The following is an 18,250-nucleotide window of genomic DNA, read 5'->3' as shown; positions in this document are numbered from 1 at the left end:
ATGCCTGCGGCAGCACATGCACCCACCAGTCGCGGCGACCCGAGCGTTCATCATCGGATGCGCGCTCGGCATTGGCATCGGACCGGCCATGGCCACCGAGGCGGTCGCGGCGGCGGTCATGCCCAGCCGGACGATCGATTCGACTGCACCGGCGCCAGAGCCTGGAATCGGTGTGCGGCTCATCGATGTCCCCGCGTCGGTGGACGATCCCCGGGCGCGTGTCTACATCGTCGATCATCTTGCTCCCGGTTCTGTCGTCGACCGCCGAATCGAGGTCACCAACACCGGGGCCTCCGGCGTCCGTGTCGCCCTGTATCCCGGTGCCGCAACCATCGCGGATGGTGCCTTCCTTGGCCAGGCGGACCGCACAGCCAACGACCTGTCGACCTGGGTTTCCCTCGACGTCACCGCGTTCGACATCCCCGGCAGCGGAAGCGCGAGGGCAACCGTCCGTATCGCCACCCCGACCGACGCAGCGCCCGGCGAGCACTATGGGGTCGTCTGGGCCGAAGTGCGGTCCGCTCCCGCTGACGGCGGCGGCATCACCGAAGTCAGCCGCGTCGGCATCCGGATCTACCTCTCCGTCGGCCAGGGCGGCGCGCCCGCTCCCGACTTCGCCGTCGACTCACTGACGCCCGGGCGCACGTCCGACGGCCGGCCGACGGTCATCGCGACGGTCCGCAACACCGGGGGCCGAGCCCTCGACATGTTCGGCGAACTGAATCTCGAGGCGGGGCCTGGCGGGCTCCGCGCGGGACCGTTCGCAGCCGAGCTGGGCACGACCGTCGGGATCGGGCAGACGGAGCCCGTGACCATCACCCTTGACAGGGAAGTTCCGGCCGGGCCCTGGGAAGCGCGGATCACGCTACGCAGCGGACTGCTCGAGCGCTCCGCCCAGGCGACCATCACCTTTCCCGACACCGGGACGTCACCACCCGTCGTCACCACCACAACGCCGCCCGCGTGGGTTTACCCTGCGATTGCGGCAATGGCCCTCCTGCTGCTGCTCCTGGCAGTGCTTCTCTTCCGCTTCGCCAGACGCTGGCGCCGAAGGGTGGGGCCGGGTGAGGGCAGCCGTCACCTGCACGACCGACCGTCGGGTCGACGGCGCCACCGGGTCACAATCACCTAGTTTCCTGCGCTCCCGCGCCACGCACGAGGGTCGGACGCCGGCTACTCCGCGGCGTAGTCGACGAGCTCGCTCGCGAGACCCGCGTAGCCCGCCGGGGTGAGGGCGGCGAGGCGCGCCTTGGCCTCGTCGCCGATGTCGAGGGCGTTCACGAAGTCGCGCAACTCCTGCGGGCCGACGCGGCGCCCGCGGGTGAGTTCCTTGAGCATGGCGTACGGGTCGGCGATCGAACTGCGCCCCGCGGTGACCTCGGCGCGAATCACCGTCTGGATCGCCTCTCCGAGGATCTCCCAGTTGCGGTCGAGGTCCTCGGCCAACCGCTCGTGGTTGACGGCGATCTCGCCGAGCCCGCGCAGGATGTTGTCGAGGGCGAGAACGGAGTGGCCGATCGCGACGCCGATATTGCGTTGGGTGGTCGAGTCGGTGAGGTCCCGCTGCAGCCGGGAGGTGACGAGGGTCGCGGCGAGGGAGTCGAGCAGGGCGCTCGACAGCTCGAGGTTCGCCTCGGCGTTCTCGAACCGGATCGGGTTGATCTTGTGCGGCATCGTCGAAGAGCCGGTCGTGCCGGCCTGCGGTATCTGGGTGAAATAGCCCATCGAGATGTAGGTCCAGATGTCGGTGCAGAGATTGTGCAGCACGCGGTTGGTGTGGCTGATTCGCTGGTACAGCTCCGCCTGCCAGTCGTGCGGCTCGATCTGGGTGGTGAGCGGATTCCAGCTCAGCCCGAGGGAGGTGACGAACTCCCGCGAGATGGCCGGCCAGTCCTGGGTCGGGTCGGCGGCGACGTGCGCGGCGAAGGTGCCGGTGGCGCCGCTGAACTTGCCGAGGTACTCGGTGGCCTCCACCTGGGCCACGATGCGACGCAGCCGGTTGACGAACACCGCGAACTCCTTGCCGACCGTGGTCGGGGTGGCCGGCTGGCCGTGCGTGTGGGCGAGCATCGGAACCGACCGGTGTTCGTCGGCGCGAACGTACAGGGCGTTGATCAGAAGGTGGATCCTCGGCAGCCAGACATCCCGCACCGCGGCGTGGATGGTGAGGGCATAGGAGAGGTTGTTCACGTCTTCGCTCGTGCACGCGAAATGGGTGAGCTCCTCGACGTCGCTGAGCCCCAGCGCGACGAGTCGCCGGCGCACGTAGTACTCGACGGCCTTTACGTCGTGCCGAGTGGTCGCCTCGAGGGCGGCGAGCTCGTCGATGTCGTCCTGCCCGAAGTCGGCGACGACCTGGCGCAGTGCCCGCGCCTGCTCGGCCTCGAGGCGCTGCGACCCGAACAGCTCGTGGTCCGTGAGGTAGAGCAGCCACTCGACCTCGACGAGCACGCGGGCGCGGTTGAGCCCGGCCTCGGAGAGGTGCTCACCGAGTCCGGACACGGCGGCCTTGTAGCGTCCGTCGAGCGGGCTGAGCGGTTGTTCTGGCAGTGGATTCATGGGGTTCCCCGTCGGATTCCTGGTTCGATTTGGCGAAAGAGCGCCAAGCTTGATCGTTCGATCATCCCGAGCACGCTGTCGAACATCGCGGCATCGGAGTAGTACGGATCGGGAACATCCACCTGGGCGGCCTGTTCGCTGTCGAAACTGAGCAGCATCTGCACCTTGCCGCGGTCCTGTTCGCTCGTTGCCCAGGCCCGGAGGATGCGTTCCTGGCTGCGGTCGAAGACGACCACGAGGTCGAGGTTCTCGAACCAGTCCGGGTCGAACTGCTTCGCGCGGTGCAAGGATCCGTCGTAGCCGTGGGCCTCGAGCGCGGCGATCGTTCGGGTGTCTGAGTGCTCGCCGACGTGCCAGTCGCCGGTGCCGGCTGACATCACCGTGATGGCGCCGACGTAGCCTGCCTTGCGGATCAGGTCGCGGAACACGACCTCGGCCATGGGCGAACGGCAGATGTTGCCGGTGCAGACGAAACAGATCCTGAAGAGCGCCGACTCGTCGAGGGTGCGGTCGAAGCTCATGGCTTCATTCTCCCGCAGTTTGGTCGCGCGTCCAGCGCGTTCCCGGCCGCCGGAGGTGCGCAACCCTGCCGCAGACAGGCTCGATCCACTCCCGCACAGGCTCGCGCGGCGCGGCATCCGCCCCCGGGGGCGGATGCACAGGGGTCGGACTGCGCTGCCCGCAGCGATGATGGGGCGTCGGGAGGAGTTGGGGTGTCTGAGTCCGTTGTCGCCGCGCAGTTCATCGGCACTGCGCAGTTCGGTAGCACTGCGCAGTTCGGTAGCACTGCGCAGTTCATCGGCACCGCGCAGCCCGGTGCCACGGGAGTCCGGTTGGCGCACGCGCTCGAGCAACAGCTCGTGGCGCTCGAACGCGTCGCGCGCGTGATCGCCGCGGCGAGAACGGGCCTCCCCGCCGCGCGGCAGAGCGGTTTCTGGCGGGGCGAGGCGCACTCGCGCTACGTGGCTGCCGTGGATGCGGCGGCGAGACACCTCGAGGTCGCCGAGCGTCAGCTCACCATCGCCGCGACGCACACCCGGCGAGCCATCGCGAGCCTGGCCGGCCGTGTCGGGTGACCTCGTCATCGGCGGCGGCGGGTCCACCGCCGTCGCCACCGCCGAACTCTTCTCCCAGGCCCGGGACCTGGCGACGATCGGCGCGCGCCTGCACGAGTGCCTCGCCGATCTGGGCGCGATCGACCGGGGGGTGACCGCCGGCATGCTGCGCGAGGCGGACGCCCCGCTGAGCGCCGCGGCGGCCGAGCGGGACATCCAGGGCGCGATCGCCACGATCGGCGCGACCCGGTCGAAGCTCGAGCAACTGAGCGCGGCACTGGAACTCTCGGCCGAGCGATACGGCGAGGCAGAGGACGCGCTCGGCAGGCTCGGGCAGCAGGTCGCCGCCGGCGCCGGTTACCTCTTCGGCCTCGCCTTGCCCACCATCGCACTCGTGCTCCTGCCGGCCGCAGTGGGCCTCGCTGGCGGTGCGGCTTCCGGCTTCGCCCTGCTATCGGCCGACACGCGGCGGGCTCTCGGAGCCGCGTTGCCCGTGTGGTTCAGGAGGAACAGCCAGGCCCTCTCCACCCCGGGCGTCGTGGAGGCCGTGCGGCTGTCGGTGATGAGTGCTGACGACGTGGGGGCTGGGGTGCTCAGGGTTCCGCCCGACCTCGCTCACCTCGTCGGGGACGAGGGACTCGGCCTGGTCGGCCTCGGCACGTCGGCCTCGGTCGCGGTGGGAGTGGCCGGCCGCTTCGGCGCCCTCCGCGAGACCGGCGTCAGCGTCGAGCGGGCGGCACCCGCCGCCGCGTCCCCCGCGGTGACGTTCGCGGAGCGGGCCTCGCGCATCCCGGAGGGCGAAGCGCAGGTGCGCATCGACCGCTACCGGTCGGCCGGCGAGACCGACCGGTTCGAGGTGTACATCGGCGGCACCCGGGACTTCTCGGCCGTGGCCGGCACGGAGCCGTGGGACATGACGAGCAACATCGCGGGCATCGCCGGGCAGGATGCCGGCTCGTACCGCGCGGTACAGGAGGCGATGGCGGCGGCCGGGGTGTCCGCCGACTCGCCCGTGGTCTTCACCGGCTACTCGCAGGGCGGCCTGGTGGCCGCGCAGCTCGCGGCATCCGGCGCCTACAACGCCGACGGGCTCTTCACCCTCGGGGCCCCGGCCGCCCAGGTGCCCGTGCCCGCGAGTGTGCCCTGGCTCGCCGTCGAGCACACCGACGACATCGTGCCGGCGCTCGGCGGCACCTGGGCGTCGGCCGATCCGGTGCTCGCCAGGCGCGAACTCTTCGCCGGCACTCCGGTCGACACGAGCGTGGCATTTCCGGCCCACCAGCTCTCCGCCTACCGGCAGACGGCCGCGCTCGTGGACGCCTCGGGCGAAACCAGGGTTGAGCGCACCCTCGACGCCCTCAATGCGGCGGAGATCGGGTCGACCGTCGAGTCGACCCTTTACACCGCAACCCGCGTTACGCCATGACCCAGCTGTACGCCTAGCGGCGGCGGTCGGTTCCCACGAGGGGTCGAAGGAGGATTCCGATGAGCCAGCTGATCAGCGCGAGCACGAGGGCGCCCACGACACCCCACCAGAAGCCGTCGACGTGCAGGCCGAAGCCGATGAGCGAGGAGATCCAGCTGACGAGAAGAAGGAGAAGCGAGTTGACGACGAGCGCGATGAGGCCGAGGGTGAGGATGTAGATCGGGAACGCGACGATGCGGATGAAGTTGCCGATCACGCCGTTCACGATCCCGAAGATGATCGCCACAAGCAGGTAGGTGAGCACCCAGGCCAGGGTGTCGGCCGGGGCGAACGGCACCACCTTCACGCCGAACACGATGAGGGTGGTCAGCCACAGGGCGACGGCGTTGATCAGGAGGCGCACGATGAGTCTCGTCATCCCTCAACTATGCCCGTGCGAAGGGCGCAGGTGCAATCGGCTCGCGCATCCCGGCGACATAGGCTTGGACGGTGAATAGCCAGGAGACGCCCGCGGTGAAGCTGCGGCCCGAGATCGTCGCGCTCGCCGCGTACAAGCAAGGCAAGCCGGCCCCGGCGGATGCCTTCAAGCTCTCGTCGAACGAGAACCCGTTCGAACCGATTCCCGCCGTGCTCGAGGCGATCGCGGCGGCGGGCGACGTGAACCGCTACCCGGAGGCGTCTGGCCTTGCCGTGCGGGAGCAGATTGCCGCGCGGTTCGGCGTCGCGGCGGAGCGTGTTCACCTCGGTGCCGGATCGGTGGCGCTGCTCGCCCAGCTCATCCAGGCCGCGGCGACCGTGGGCGACGAGGTCGTCTACGCCTGGCGTTCGTTCGAGGCGTACCCGGGACTCGTCGCTGTGTCCGGCGCCTCGAGCGTGCAGGTCCCCGTGCTGTCGGACGGCAGGCACGACCTGCCGGCGATGCTCCGCGCGGTCACCGACCGCACGCGAGTCGTGATCGTCTGCTCGCCCAACAACCCGACCGGGTCGATCGTCACGGCGGACGAATTCGGCGAGTTCATGAACGGGATTCCGGCCAACATCCTGGTCATTCTCGACGAGGCATATGTCGAGTTCGTGACCGACGAGAGTTCGGTTGATGGCCGGTCCTTCGCCGACCGGTACCCCAACGTCGTGATCCTGCGCACGTTCTCGAAGGCGTATGGCCTCGCGGGGCTGCGACTCGGCTACGCGGTGGGGGCGGAACACATTCTCGACGCCGCACGCAGCACCGCGATTCCGCTCTCGGTCACCGAACAGGCCAAGGCAGCCGGGCTCGCCTCCCTCGTGCACGAGGATCTCCTGCTCGAGCGCGTGGCTCGGCTGGCCGTGCAGCGAGACCGGGTCTGGCAGGCACTCGTCGACCAGGGCTGGGACGTGCCGAGACCGCACGGCAACTTCGTCTGGCTTGCCACTGGAGACTCCACCGAATACGCCGCCGGGGTCTTCGAGAGTCACGGAATCGTGGTTCGCGCGCTGCTTCCGGACGGCGTCCGGGTGACGATCGGCGAGGCAGCGTCTGTGGACAAACTCCTAAGGGCGTCCGCGGAGGTTGTTCGCAACCTACCAAGTCCGCACAGCGGGCCCGCGCTAGATTAGAAGCTCGGTGTCGCCGTGCGGCGCCGAAAATCCCCCCAGGCGCTTGCCGAAACACGACTGCGAGGTCACAGTGGCAGAATCCGCACGAATGGTGCAGCTCCTCTCAACCGAGGGAAACCTCACCACGGGTGACGCCGCCGCCGAGTACCTTCCATTCATCGACGCCCTGACCGACGACCAGCTTCAGCAGTTCCATCGGGACATGGTGATCACCCGACGCTTCGACGTCGAGGCCACCAACCTTCAGCGCCAGGGCCAGCTCGCGCTGTGGCCGCCGAGCCACGGCCAGGAGGCCGCCCAGGTCGGGTCGGCCCGCGCCGCCCGCGAGCAGGATCACCTCTTTCCGTCCTACCGCGAGCATTCGATCGCGATGATCCGCGGACTCGACATCATCGAGATCGTGCGGGTGATGCGCGGGGTGACGAACGGCGGCTGGGACCCGCTCGCCAACGGCAACTTCCACCTCTACACGCTCGTGCTCGGGTCGCAGACCCTGCACGCGACCGGCTATGCCATGGGGATGACGCTCGACGGCACGACCGGCACCGGGCATCCGGAGACCGACGAGGCCGTCATGGTCTACTTCGGGGATGGCGCGACGAGCCAGGGGGACGTGAGCGAGGCGCTCGTCTTCGCGGCGAGCTTCCAGGCGCCCGAGGTCTTCTTCCTGCAGAACAACCAGTGGGCGATCTCGGTTCCGGTGAGCGTGCAGTCACGCGTGCCGCTCTACCTCCGATCCGAGGGGTTCGGCGTCCCCGGCATCCAGATCGATGGCAACGACGTGCTGGCGAGCTACGCGGTCACCCGCAAGAACCTCGAGGAGGCGCGTGCGGGCGGCGGTCCGCGGATGATCGAGGCCCTCACCTATCGCATCGGCGCCCACACGACGAGCGACGACCCGAGCAAGTACCGGCTCGACGACGAGGTATCGTCCTGGATCGCCCGGGATCCGATCGACCGCTACGAGAAGTACCTGCGTAATCGCGGCGCGAGCGAGGCGTTCTTCGCCGCGGTCGCCACCGAGGCCGAGGACTTCGCCGCCGACCTCCGCCGACGCACGCTCGACCTGCGCGTGCCGGGCACCGACCTGATCTTCGACAACGTGTACTCGGAGCCGCACCCCGTGATGGATGCCCAGAAGAGCTGGCTCGCCGACTACGAGGCCTCGTTCGGAGGCGATGCGTGAGCGACACCAGCCAGGAACTCCCACTCGTGAAGGCCCTCAACGCGGGCCTGCGCAAGGCGCTCGGCGACGACTCCAGGGTGCTGCTGATGGGCGAGGACATCGGCCCGCTCGGCGGCGTCTTCCGGGTCACCGAGGGGTTGCAGGCCGACTTCGGCAAGAACCGGGTGTTCGACACCCCGCTTGCGGAGTCCGGGATCGTCGGCACGGCCATCGGCCTTGCCATGCGCGGCTACCGGCCGGTCTGCGAGATCCAGTTCGACGGCTTCATCTTTCCCGCCTTCGACCAGATCACGACGCAGCTGGCGAAGATGACGAGCCGGCACGAGGGCAAGGTGTCGATGCCGGTGGTGATCCGGGTGCCATACGGCGGGCACATCGGGGCCGTCGAGCACCACCAGGAGAGCCCGGAGGCGTACTTCGCGCACACGCCGGGCCTCAGGCTCGTGAGCCCGAGCACCCCGAATGACGCCTACTGGATGATCCAGGAGGCGATTGCCTCGAACGATCCGGTGATGTTCTTCGAACCGAAGAGCCGCTACTGGCACAAGGGGCCGGTTGAATTCTCCGCCAGCGCGTCGCCGCTGCACTCGAGCCGGGTCGTGCGCACGGGCACCGAGGTCACGCTCGTGGGGCACGGGGCGATGGTGAACGTGCTGATGCAGGCCGCTGAGCTCGCTGCGGTCGAGGGCACGAGCGTCGAGGTGATCGACCTGCGATCGCTCTCCCCCATCGACTACGAGCCGATCCTCGCCTCCGTGCACAAGACCGGCCGTCTCGTCGTGGCATCCGAGGCGCCCGGATTCGTGAGCATCTCCTCCGAGATCGCCGCGACCGTCACCGAGAAGGCCTTCTATTCACTCGAGGCGCCCGTGCTCAGGGTGACCGCGTTCGACACCCCGTTCCCGCCGGCCAAGCTGGAAACGCCATACCTGCCGGACGCCGACCGCGTGCTCGAGGCAGTCGACCGGGCCCTGGCCTACTAGAGATTCAGGAGCGTCACCGTGAGCACCTCAGAATTCAATCTTCCGGATGTCGGCGAGGGTCTGACCGAGGCCGAAATCGTGGCCTGGCGGGTGAAGGCGGGCGACACCGTCGTCGTCAACCAGGTGCTCGTGGAGATCGAGACCGCAAAGTCGCTCGTCGAGTTGCCGTCGCCGTTCGCCGGCGTGGTCACCGCGATCCTCGTGCCGGAGGGCCAGACGGTGGACGTGGGCACGCCGATCATCTCCGTGTCGTCCGACGGTGCCCCGGCCGCGCCATCCCCGGCGGAGCCGAGCCAGGCCGACCTCGAGGCCCGCGGAGCGGTGTCGGACACGGCGGGCAGTATCTCTTCCGAAGAGGGCCAGGGCGCCGTTCTCGTCGGCTATGGCATCAAGGGCCAGGTGTCGTCCCGGCGCCACCGCGGTGCCGGCGCCCCGGTCGCCACCTCGCCGGTGGCGTCGACGCGGCCGTCATCCGTGCCGGCGGCCTCCGCCTCCACGATCGTGGCCAAGCCGCCGATCCGCAAGCTCGCCAAGGACCTCGGCGTGAACCTCGGCGAGGTCAACCCGACCGGCCTCGCGGGCGAAATCACCCGTGACGACGTGATCCGGCAGGCCTCCCAGGCGAGCCTGTTCCGCAACATCGAGACTCCCGCGTGGTCGAGCGACCGCGAGGAACGCATCCCCGTGAAGGGTGTGCGCAAGGCGATCGCGACCGCGATGGTCTCGAGCGCGTTCAGCGCACCCCATGTCAGCCTCTTCGTGGATGTGGACGCGACGCGCACCATGGAGTTCGTCAAGCGGCTGAAGAACTCTGCCGACTTCGCCGGGGTGAAGGTGTCGCCTCTTCTCATCATGGCGAAGGCGATGATCTGGGCGGTGCGTCGCAATCCCACCGTGAACGCGCAGTGGACCGACAGCGAGATCATCGTCAAGCACTACGTGAATTTCGGCATCGCCGCGGCCACCCCGCGCGGACTCATCGTGCCGAACATCAAGGACGCGCAGGAGCTGTCGATCCGCGAACTCGCGTCGGCCATCGAGCAGCTCACCATCACGGCGCGTGACGGTAAGACCTCCCCGGCGGACCAGGCGGGCGGCACGATCACCGTGACGAACATCGGCGTCTTCGGCATGGACACGGGAACCCCCATCCTGAACCCCGGCGAGGCCGGGATCGTCGCCCTCGGCACGATCAAGCAGAAGCCGTGGGTCGTCGACGGCGAGGTGCGGCCGCGCTTCGTCACCACGCTCGGTGCGAGCTTCGACCACCGCATCGTGGACGGGGATGTCGCGAGCCGCTTCCTGGCGGATGTCGCGAGCATCATCGAGGAGCCGGCACTGCTCCTCGACTGAGCAACACGCCCGGGCAGGGCACTCGAATACGACGCGTCTCAAAGTTTGCGGGACGGCTCGGCGGACCCCTCCGCATCCCTGCCGGTTCGGGGGTTTCGGGCCGGCAGCGGAGACCGGTCGGCCCTCGGATGCGGGCGCCCGAACCGTCGGGCGGCGCCGGGGGTTGATAGGCTCTTCCGTGGTCTTCAAGACCCACAGAGCCCAGCCCGCGCTCGTGCCCCGACTCACGGGGCGTCAACGTATGGTCTGGTGTCGTCGGTGCCGCCCCGTGGCTGCACCAGCGGAAGACTCCGATCGCATGGCGCATATTCGCCCAATGCTTGACGGGTGAGTCCTCCCCGCCGCGACGCAGACCCGGACGAGAGTACGAATGCCACCCGCGACGGTTTCGATCGCTGCGGCGCATGTGGAGAACACGTGTCCGATTCCCTCGCCGTCACGGCGCTCAACCTTTACAAATTCTTCGGCCGCCGGCCTCGGGATGCCGTGCGGCGCCTCGAAAACGGCGAGAGCCGCGACGTCGTGGGCCGTACAGGCACCCCCGCCGTCATCGACGCGTCCTTCGAGGTGAAGAAGGGCGAGATCTTCGTGGTCATGGGACTGTCGGGTTCAGGCAAGTCCACCCTCATCCGCATGCTCAACGGGCTGGTCGAACCGACATCCGGAAGCGTGACGATCGACGGCACGGTTATCACCGGCGCGTCACCCGCCAGGGTGCGGGAGGTGCGCCGTCGGAGCGTGTCGATGGTCTTCCAGCACTTCGCCCTGCTGCCGCACCGCACGGTGCTCGACAACGCGGCCTACTCGCTCGAGATTCAGGGCGTGCCGGCCGCCGAACGACGCGAACGGGCGCTCGCCGTGGTGCGGCGCGTCGGACTCGACGGCTGGGAGAACAAGCTGCCCGGCGAGCTCTCCGGCGGAATGCAGCAGCGGGTGGGACTGGCCAGGGCCCTCGCTGCCGACACGGACATCCTGCTCATGGACGAGGCGTTCTCGGCACTCGACCCGCTGATCCGTCGCGAAATGCAGGAGCAGCTCATCGAGCTGCAGGCGGAGTACGACAAGACGATCATCTTCATCACCCACGACCTCAACGAGGCGATGTTCCTCGGCGACCGGATCGCCGTGATGAGGGACGGTCGCATCGTGCAGGTGGGAACCCCCGAGGAGATCCTCACCGACCCGGCCACCGACTACGTCGCCCAGTTCGTGAAGGACGTCGACCGGGCGCGGGTGCTGACCGCCGCGAGCGTGATGGAGCCGGTTAGGGCCCTCGTGTCGCTGACCGCCGGCCCCCGGGCGGCGCTCCGCGTCATGCGGGACCTGCAGACCTCCGCGGTGTTCGTCGTCGGCGAGGGGCGTCGCTACCTCGGCGTGGTTCGCGACGGAGACGTGATGCGTCTCGTGCACAACTCCGACCAGGACCTCTCGTCGGTGATCGAGCGCCCGACGAGTTCCGTCACGGGCGAGACCGCGCTCTCCGAGCTCTTCGAGGCGTCGGTCGAGAGCGCACTTCCCGTGGCGGTCGTCGACTCCCGCGACCGACTGCTCGGGGTCATCCCGCGAGTGACGCTCCTCGGCGCCCTCGGCAACGTGTCGACCACCACCGGCGAGATCGACCTGGTCGAGCCGGCCCCCACCATCTCCGTCGAAGTGATCACCCAGACTCTGCTCGCCACGGCGCAGCAGCCGCAGGGCGAATTCGCGACCGCGAACGAAGGCAGCAAATGAATGGATTCCGCATTCCCGTCGGAGACTGGGCCACGGCCATCGTCGACTTCATCACGGCAACCGGCGGCGGGTTCTTCGACGCCGTCCGGGCGGTCTTCGGCGGCTTCTACGAGGCCGTCGACTGGGCGCTCGCCACTCCGCCGTTCTGGGTGGTCATCCTGTTCTTCGTCGCCCTCTCCGTGTGGGCGCGGGGCTGGATCTTCGGATCGGGCGCCGCGATCGGACTGGTGCTGATCGCCGGCCTCGACCAGTGGGGCAATGCGATGGACACCCTCGCGCTCACCCTCGTCGCGGCGACGATCGCCATCGCCATCAGCATCCCGATCGGCATCTGGGCCGCCCGCTCGAACGCGGCCTCCGCCGTGATCGAGCCGGTGCTCGACTTCCTGCAGACGATGCCCGCCTTCGTCTACCTCATTCCCGCCATCATCCTGTTCCGGATCGGCGTGGTGCCGGGGATCGTCGCCACGATCGCGTTCTCGCTCGCGCCGGGGGTGCGGCTCACCGAGCTCGGAATCCGCGGTGTCGACCGGGAAGTCATCGAGGCCGGCCACGCGTTCGGCTCGTCGCCCGGGCGCATCCTTCGGCAGATCCAGTTGCCGCTCGCCAAGCCGACGATCATGGCCGGGGTCAACCAGGTCATCATGCTGTCGCTGTCCATGGTCGTCATCTCCAGCATGGTCGGGGCGGGAGGGCTCGGCGGCGACATCATCCAGGCCCTCAGCCGCATCGATGTCGGCCTCGGCGCCGAAGCGGGACTCGCGGTCGTGATCCTCGCCATCCTGCTCGACCGCCTCACCGCGTCCCTCGGGACGTCCGGCCAGCGCCGTTGGTCGTTCCGCGCGAAGCGACCGGCGGATGACGTGGACGCCGGTAACGCCGAGCCCGAGTCCCCAGATCCCGAGACTGCAGCCCCCGAAACTGCAGCTCCCGAAACTGCAGCCGCGAACCGGGCCACCGAGCCCGCCACGACCTGACCCAATCTCCCGGTGCCCGGCACCGGAACGACCTGACCCAATCTCCCGGTGCCCGGCACCGGAACGAAAGGAACACAATGAAGAAGAACATCCTCGCGGCAGTCGCCGTCACAGCAGCGGCCCTCGTGGCCATCACGGGGTGCTCGTCGAGCGCCGGCGCGCCCGGCCCGTCGAACGGTGACAAGGCCGACCTCACCATCGGCGTGTTCAACGGCTGGCCGGAGGGCGAGGCAGCCTCGTACCTGTGGAAGTCGATCCTCGAGAAGAAGGGCTACTCGGTGAAGCTCAAGTACGCCGACGCCGGCCCGGTCTTCGCCGGGGTGAGCACTGGCGACTACGACCTCGCCCTCGACGGCTGGCTGCCCACCACGCACGCCTCGTACCTCACGCAGTACGGCGACAAGATCGATGACCTCGGGGCCTGGAACTCGGACGCCAAGCTGACGGTCGCGGTGAACAAGGATGCCCCGATCGACTCGCTCGACCAGCTGGCGAAGAACGCGGGCAAGTTCGACAACAAGCTCGTCGGCATCGAGCCTGGCGCCGGCCTCACCAAGGCCGTCACCGACAAGGTGATTCCGGGCTACGGTCTCGGCAAGATGAAGTTCGTCACCTCGTCCACTCCGGCGATGCTCTCCGAGCTGAAGGCGGCAACGAGCAAGGGCGAGAACATCGCGGTCACCCTGTGGCGCCCGCAGTGGGCATACGACGCGTTCCCGATCAAGGACCTCAAGGACCCGAAGGGCACCCTCGGGTCGGCCGAGTCGATCCATTCCCTCGGCAGCACCTCGTTCTCGAAGGACTTCCCCAAGCTCAGCGGGTGGGTGAAGGGCTTCAAGCTCGACTCCACGAGGCTCTTCTCGCTCGAGAACAAGATGTACAACGGCACCGGCGACGTGAAGGACTACACGCCGATCGTGAAGAAGTGGATCGCCGCGAACCAGGACTACGTCGACGGACTGACGAAGTAGCCTCCCGTTCGACAGTAGGCCCGGCCGGCCGCGGATTCCGCACCGGCCGGGCCTTCCTGCTCCCCCGCCGCGGGTCTCCCGTCCCCGCGCATCGCCAACCCGCGCATCCGCCAACACGCGTTTCTCCGGAGGTTTCGCGCCGCGCGGCCGATTTCGGGCACAATCCGCCCCTAATTTCGCTCGTGGCGGCCAAACCTCCGGAGAAACGCGCTGCAGGGGCCGCCGACTGTCCTAGGATTATTGATAACGAGTCTCATTAGCCTTAGTTAGAAAGCACCACCATGCGCGCGAAGTTTCTCCTCACCGCCGTCGGCGTCGCGATTGCCCTCGCCTTTTCCGGATGCTCGGCCCCGTCCCCGACGGCGACGGGCGGCCCCGTTCGGGTCGTCGCCTCCACCAACGTCTACGGGGACATCGCGAAGCAGATCGGCGGCGACCGCGTGAGGGTCGATTCGATCATCAGCAACCCGGCGCAGGATCCGCACTCCTTCGAGGCCGACGCCCAGGTGCAGCTCGCGATCTCCAAGGCAAACCTGGTGATCGAGAACGGCGGCGGCTACGACGACTTCGTCGGCACGCTGCTCACGGGGGCGAACAACGCCGGCGCGAAGGTCGTGAACGCCACGACGATCTCGGGCTACGACCAGGCCGGCACGTTCAACGAGCACCTCTGGTACGACTTCCCCACGGTGAAGAAGGTGGTGGCGAAGCTCGTCTCCACCCTCAGCTCCCTCGACCCGGCCGGAGCCGAGACGTTCGCGGCGAACGGCACGACACTCGCCGGTCAGCTCGGTGTACTCGAGGCCGGCGAAGCGAGCCTCAAGTCCTCGTTCCAGGGCGACGGAGTCGCGATCACCGAGCCGGTTCCGCTCTACCTCCTCGAGGCATCCGGGTTCACAAACAAGACTCCGGCCAGCTTCAGTGCGGCGATCGAGCAGGGCACCGATGTTTCTCCCGTCGTGCTCAAGCAGACGCTCTCCTTGTTCACCGACCACGCCGTGAAGCTGCTTGCCTACAATGAGCAGACCAGCAGCGCGGAGACGCAACAGGTGCTCGCCGCCGCCAAACGGGCAGGCGTCGCAGTGGTTCCCTTCACCGAGACGCTTCCGAGCGGCACGAGCTACGTGCGCTGGATGACAGACAACCTCGCCACCCTGAAGGCCGCCCTGCAGTGAGCGACTCACCGAACCGGGATCCCATGACCGACACCCCAGAGCCCGTGCTGAGCGTGCGCGCGGCGACTCTCTCGTTCGGCGACCGCGAACTGTGGCGCAACCTCAATCTCGACGTGCGCCCCGGCGAGTTCCTGGCGGTGCTCGGACCCAACGGCACCGGCAAGACGAGCCTGCTCAAGGCGATCCTCGGGCAGCAGAAGCTCACCTCGGGGTCGATCGACCTGCTCGGCGCGCCGGTGACGAGGGGCAGCCGCCAGATCGGCTACATCCCGCAGCAGAAGCTGCTCGAGCAGGGCACCCCGCTCCGGGCGCGGGACCTCGTGACCTTCGGCATCAACGGCCACCGCTGGGGACTGCCGATCTCCTCCCGGGCGGTGCGCCGACGCGTCGACGAGGTGCTCGAGTCGGTCGGCGCTACCGCGTACGCCGCCGTGCCGGTAGCCACGCTGTCCGGCGGCGAGCAGCAGCGCATCCGGGTCGGCCAGGCGATCGCGGGCAGCCCGCGGCTGCTGCTCTGCGACGAGCCACTACTCTCCCTCGACCTGAATCACCAACGCCAGGTCAGCGAGCTCATCGACGAGCAGCGGCGCGTGACGAACGCCGCCGTCGTCTTCGTCACCCACGACGTCAACCCGATTCTCGGCATGGTCGACCGGGTGCTGTACCTGGCCGGTGGCCGCTTCCGCATCGGCGCACCGGATGAGGTGCTGCGCTCCGAGGTGCTCTCCTCCATGTACGGCACCCCGGTCGAGGTGATCCGCAGCCGTGGTCGCATCATCGTGATCGGCGCGCCGGAAGGCTATGGAGCGCACGACCACCTCGAACACCACGTGACGGGAGCGCAGCCGTGATCCTCGCCGACAACCAGGACCTCTGGCACCAGATCTTCGGCTTCGACAACTACGGAGAGTTGCTCGCGCTCGTGAAGAACTCGATCATCGCCGGCGCGATCCTCGGTCTGGTCGGCGGCCTGATCGGGCCGTTCGTGATGACCCGCGACCTCGCGTTCGCGGTGCACGGCATCAGCGAGCTGAGCTTCGCCGGGGCGTCCGCCGCGCTCCTGCTCGGGGTTAATGTGGTTGCCGGCTCGATCGCCGGTTCCCTCCTCGCGGCCCTGCTGATCGGAATCCTCGGCGCGAGGGCGCGGGAACGCAATTCGATCATCGCGGTGCTGATGCCGTTCGGCCTCGGCCTCGGCATCCTGTTCCTCGCCCTCTATAAGGGGCGAAGCGCCAACAAATTCGGGCTTCTCACCGGGCAGATCGTGTCGGTCGACAACCCGCAGCTTCTGATGCTCGTGGTGATCTCGGTCGTCGTGATCATCGGACTATTCGTGATGTGGCGCCCGCTGAGCTTCGCGAGCGTCGACGCGGATGTGGCGCGCGCCAGGGGCCTGCCGGTCACGACGATCTCGATCGCCTTCATGGTGATGCTCGGTCTCGCGACGGCCGTGTCGATCCAGATCGTCGGTGCACTGCTCGTGCTCTCTCTGCTGGTGACGCCGGCGGCGGCCGCGATGCGGGTGACCGCCTCGCCCCTGCTCACCCCAGTGCTGAGCGTGGCATTCGCGGTGACCTCGGTGGTCGGCGGAGTCCTGCTCGCGCTCGGCGGCGGACTGCCGATCAGCCCGTACGTCACGACGATCTCTTTCCTCATCTACGTGGTCTGCCGAGCGATCGGCGCCCTGCGCGACCGCCGGGGCAACAACGGGCGACTGCCCACCGCGGCGCTCGAAAGTTAGGATCGGTTCATGAAGCGCAATACCTGGCAGCGTGAGGCGGTTCGGCAGGCCCTCGGCGACAACGAGGGCTTCGTGAGCGCCCAGAGCCTGCACTCGTCGCTGCGCGGGGCCGGCTCGCCGATCGGCCTGGCCACCGTCTATCGCGCGCTCGCCGATCTCGCGGTGGAGGGCGAGGCCGACTCGCTCCAGTCGATCGAGGGCGAGAGCCTGTACCGGGCCTGCACTCCCGGCCAGCACCACCACCACCTGATCTGCCGCAACTGCGGACTCACCGTCGAAATAGAGGCGGATGCCGTTGAACGGTGGGCAAAGTCGGTGGCTGCCGACCATGGCTTCACCCAGCCGCACCATGTGGTCGACGTCTTCGGACTCTGCGCCGCCTGCTCGGTTGCCGCCGATCCGCCGCGGCCCTGACCGGCCCCGGATTGCTTTGTCGGCGGTGAATCCGTAGTATTGGACGCTGCTGGGCGTGATCTGCGCCGCAGCCTGTACGCAAACTCACCAACTGGAACAATCCGGTGGGCTGTGCGTGCCGACAAGAGACCTTGGGTAGAGACAGTTCGTCTCTACGGTACTGATGGAGGACAACCATGGCAGCAACCTGCCAGGTGACCGGAGCCATTCCCGGCTTCGGACACAACATTTCCCACTCGCACCGTCGCACCAAGCGACGCTTCGACCCGAACGTGCAGAAGAAGACGTACTACGTTCCTTCCCTGCGCCGTAACGTCACGCTCACGCTGAGCGCAAAGGGCATCAAGGTCATCGATGCTCGCGGTATCGAATCTGTGGTCAAGGACATCCTGGCTCGTGGGGTGAAGATCTAATGGCTAAGCAGCACGACGTTCGTCCGATCATCAAGCTCCGCTCGACGGCTGGCACCGGTTACACCTACGTGACCAAGAAGAACCGTCGCAACGACCCAGACCGTCTGGTGCTCAAGAAGTACGACCCCATCGTGCGCAAGCACGTCGAATTCCGCGAGGAGCGCTAAACATGGCCAAGAAGAGCAAGATTGCTGCCAATGAGCAGCGCAAAATCGTGGTCGCGCGCTACGCGACCAAGCGACTTGAGCTGAAGAAGGCGCTCGTCGACCCCACCTCTACCGATGCTGAGCGCGAAGCCGCTCGCCTCGGACTGCAGAAGCTTCCACGCAACGCATCACCAGTGCGCGTGCGTGGTCGTGACGCCATCGATGGTCGTCCGCGTGGTTTCCTCAGCCAGTTCGGTGTGTCACGTGTTCGATTCCGCGATATGGCTCACCGGGGCGAGTTGCCCGGAATTACCAAGTCAAGCTGGTAAATTACAGGCGGTTACAGGGTTAGCCCTGCCAATCGCTAACTAATCCAACCAACAGAACTGTTCTCTTGAGCAGGAATGTTTGTTCTGCAAAGCACAACGTCCGAGGAGGACTTCAATGGCTGACAAGTCACTAAACCGTACCGAGCTCGTCGCGGCAGTTGCCGCTGAGTCTGGCCAGAGCCAGGCTGCAGTGAA

20 protein-coding genes and 1 pseudogene are annotated in these 18,250 nt (G+C 67.8%); 18 read left to right on the top strand and 3 right to left on the bottom strand.

From position 1 onward, the window contains the following. The first annotated feature begins 16 nt into the window (after positions 1-16). A complete protein-coding gene (locus tag VIM54_RS08920; protein WP_331900625.1) occupies positions 17-1,132 on the top strand; it encodes a hypothetical protein in 1,116 nt (371 codons plus the stop codon). Between the two features lie 41 nt (positions 1,133-1,173). Here VIM54_RS08920 and purB read toward each other — a convergent pair whose 3' ends face one another. Both purB and VIM54_RS08910 read right to left on the bottom strand, forming a co-directional pair. Continuing rightward, positions 1,174-2,559 carry an adenylosuccinate lyase gene (purB, locus tag VIM54_RS08915; RefSeq protein ID WP_331900623.1) on the bottom strand — a complete coding sequence of 462 codons (1,386 nt, stop codon included), beginning with the start codon at positions 2,557-2,559 and terminating at the stop codon, positions 1,174-1,176. Then, positions 2,556-3,080: a low molecular weight protein-tyrosine-phosphatase gene (locus tag VIM54_RS08910; RefSeq protein WP_331900621.1), complete on the bottom strand. Its 525-nt coding sequence runs from the start codon at positions 3,078-3,080 to the stop codon at positions 2,556-2,558. The genes purB and VIM54_RS08910 overlap by 4 nt, the downstream gene beginning before the upstream one ends. A 192-nt stretch (positions 3,081-3,272) precedes the next feature. Between VIM54_RS08910 and VIM54_RS08905 the strand changes: the two genes are divergently transcribed. Both VIM54_RS08905 and VIM54_RS08900 read left to right on the top strand, forming a co-directional pair. Then, positions 3,273-3,635 carry a hypothetical protein gene (locus tag VIM54_RS08905; RefSeq protein WP_331900619.1) on the top strand — a complete coding sequence of 121 codons (363 nt, stop codon included), beginning with the start codon at positions 3,273-3,275 and terminating at the stop codon, positions 3,633-3,635. Next, the gene (locus VIM54_RS08900; RefSeq protein WP_331900617.1) at positions 3,625-5,040 is read left to right on the top strand and encodes a hypothetical protein; all 1,416 of its coding nucleotides are present in this window, start codon (positions 3,625-3,627) and stop codon (positions 5,038-5,040) included. The genes VIM54_RS08905 and VIM54_RS08900 overlap by 11 nt, the downstream gene beginning before the upstream one ends. A 13-nt stretch (positions 5,041-5,053) precedes the next feature. Here the strand turns inward: VIM54_RS08900 and VIM54_RS08895 are convergent, their stop codons facing one another. Further along, positions 5,054-5,458: a phage holin family protein gene (locus VIM54_RS08895; protein WP_331900616.1), complete on the bottom strand. Its 405-nt coding sequence runs from the start codon at positions 5,456-5,458 to the stop codon at positions 5,054-5,056. Between the two features lie 71 nt (positions 5,459-5,529). On the opposite strand from VIM54_RS08895, the gene VIM54_RS08890 reads away from it, so the two are divergent. The 15 genes and pseudogenes from VIM54_RS08890 to VIM54_RS08820 form a co-directional block, all read left to right on the top strand. Further along, on the top strand, positions 5,530-6,636 hold the full coding sequence (locus tag VIM54_RS08890) for a histidinol-phosphate transaminase (protein WP_331900614.1): 1,107 nt from the start codon (positions 5,530-5,532) through the stop codon (positions 6,634-6,636). 88 nt (positions 6,637-6,724) lie between these two features. Next, positions 6,725-7,822 carry a thiamine pyrophosphate-dependent dehydrogenase E1 component subunit alpha gene (locus VIM54_RS08885; RefSeq protein ID WP_331900612.1) on the top strand — a complete coding sequence of 366 codons (1,098 nt, stop codon included), beginning with the start codon at positions 6,725-6,727 and terminating at the stop codon, positions 7,820-7,822. Continuing rightward, positions 7,819-8,805 (top strand): alpha-ketoacid dehydrogenase subunit beta, encoded by a 987-nt coding sequence (locus VIM54_RS08880; protein WP_331900610.1) that lies wholly within the window; start codon positions 7,819-7,821, stop codon positions 8,803-8,805. The genes VIM54_RS08885 and VIM54_RS08880 overlap by 4 nt, the downstream gene beginning before the upstream one ends. An 18-nt stretch (positions 8,806-8,823) precedes the next feature. Continuing rightward, positions 8,824-10,158, top strand: coding sequence for a dihydrolipoamide acetyltransferase family protein (locus VIM54_RS08875; RefSeq protein ID WP_331900608.1), 1,335 nt, complete (start codon positions 8,824-8,826; stop codon positions 10,156-10,158). Positions 10,159-10,575: 417 nt separating this feature from the next. After that, positions 10,576-11,889 carry a glycine betaine/L-proline ABC transporter ATP-binding protein gene (locus VIM54_RS08870; RefSeq protein WP_331900606.1) on the top strand — a complete coding sequence of 438 codons (1,314 nt, stop codon included), beginning with the start codon at positions 10,576-10,578 and terminating at the stop codon, positions 11,887-11,889. Next, complete coding sequence (locus VIM54_RS08865; RefSeq protein ID WP_331900604.1) at positions 11,886-12,866, top strand: ABC transporter permease; 981 nt, start codon at positions 11,886-11,888, stop codon at positions 12,864-12,866. The genes VIM54_RS08870 and VIM54_RS08865 overlap by 4 nt, the downstream gene beginning before the upstream one ends. 77 nt (positions 12,867-12,943) lie before the next feature. Beyond that, entirely contained in the window at positions 12,944-13,837 is an 894-nt protein-coding gene (locus tag VIM54_RS08860; RefSeq protein WP_331900602.1) for a glycine betaine ABC transporter substrate-binding protein, read from the top strand. Positions 13,838-14,118: 281 nt separating this feature from the next. Beyond that, a complete protein-coding gene (locus VIM54_RS08855) occupies positions 14,119-15,012 on the top strand; it encodes a metal ABC transporter solute-binding protein, Zn/Mn family (RefSeq protein ID WP_331900600.1) in 894 nt (297 codons plus the stop codon). A 23-nt stretch (positions 15,013-15,035) separates the two neighbouring features. After that, the gene (locus VIM54_RS08850) at positions 15,036-15,863 is read left to right on the top strand and encodes an ABC transporter ATP-binding protein (RefSeq protein WP_331900599.1); all 828 of its coding nucleotides are present in this window, start codon (positions 15,036-15,038) and stop codon (positions 15,861-15,863) included. Next, positions 15,860-16,753, top strand: a complete 894-nt coding sequence (locus VIM54_RS08845) for a metal ABC transporter permease (protein ID WP_331900598.1) — start codon at positions 15,860-15,862, stop codon at positions 16,751-16,753. The genes VIM54_RS08850 and VIM54_RS08845 overlap by 4 nt, the downstream gene beginning before the upstream one ends. Before the next feature lie 9 nt (positions 16,754-16,762). Further along, positions 16,763-17,167: a transcriptional repressor gene (locus VIM54_RS08840; protein ID WP_331900597.1), complete on the top strand. Its 405-nt coding sequence runs from the start codon at positions 16,763-16,765 to the stop codon at positions 17,165-17,167. Between the two features lie 176 nt (positions 17,168-17,343). Further along, positions 17,344-17,580, top strand: a complete 237-nt coding sequence (gene rpmB / locus VIM54_RS08835) for a 50S ribosomal protein L28 (protein ID WP_147784260.1) — start codon at positions 17,344-17,346, stop codon at positions 17,578-17,580. Further along, the gene (rpmG, locus tag VIM54_RS08830; RefSeq protein ID WP_331900596.1) at positions 17,580-17,747 is read left to right on the top strand and encodes a 50S ribosomal protein L33; all 168 of its coding nucleotides are present in this window, start codon (positions 17,580-17,582) and stop codon (positions 17,745-17,747) included. Before rpmB ends, rpmG begins: the two co-directional genes overlap by 1 nt. A 2-nt stretch (positions 17,748-17,749) precedes the next feature. Next, complete coding sequence (gene rpsN, locus VIM54_RS08825; RefSeq protein WP_147784259.1) at positions 17,750-18,055, top strand: 30S ribosomal protein S14; 306 nt, start codon at positions 17,750-17,752, stop codon at positions 18,053-18,055. Between the two features lie 115 nt (positions 18,056-18,170). Next, positions 18,171-18,250, top strand: a pseudogene (locus VIM54_RS08820) (integration host factor); the annotation flags it as partial.

This window comes from Lacisediminihabitans sp. (assembly GCF_036569425.1).
Classification (GTDB): Bacteria; Actinomycetota; Actinomycetes; order Actinomycetales; family Microbacteriaceae; genus Lacisediminihabitans.
This window is presented reverse-complemented; position numbering and strand designations above follow the sequence as displayed.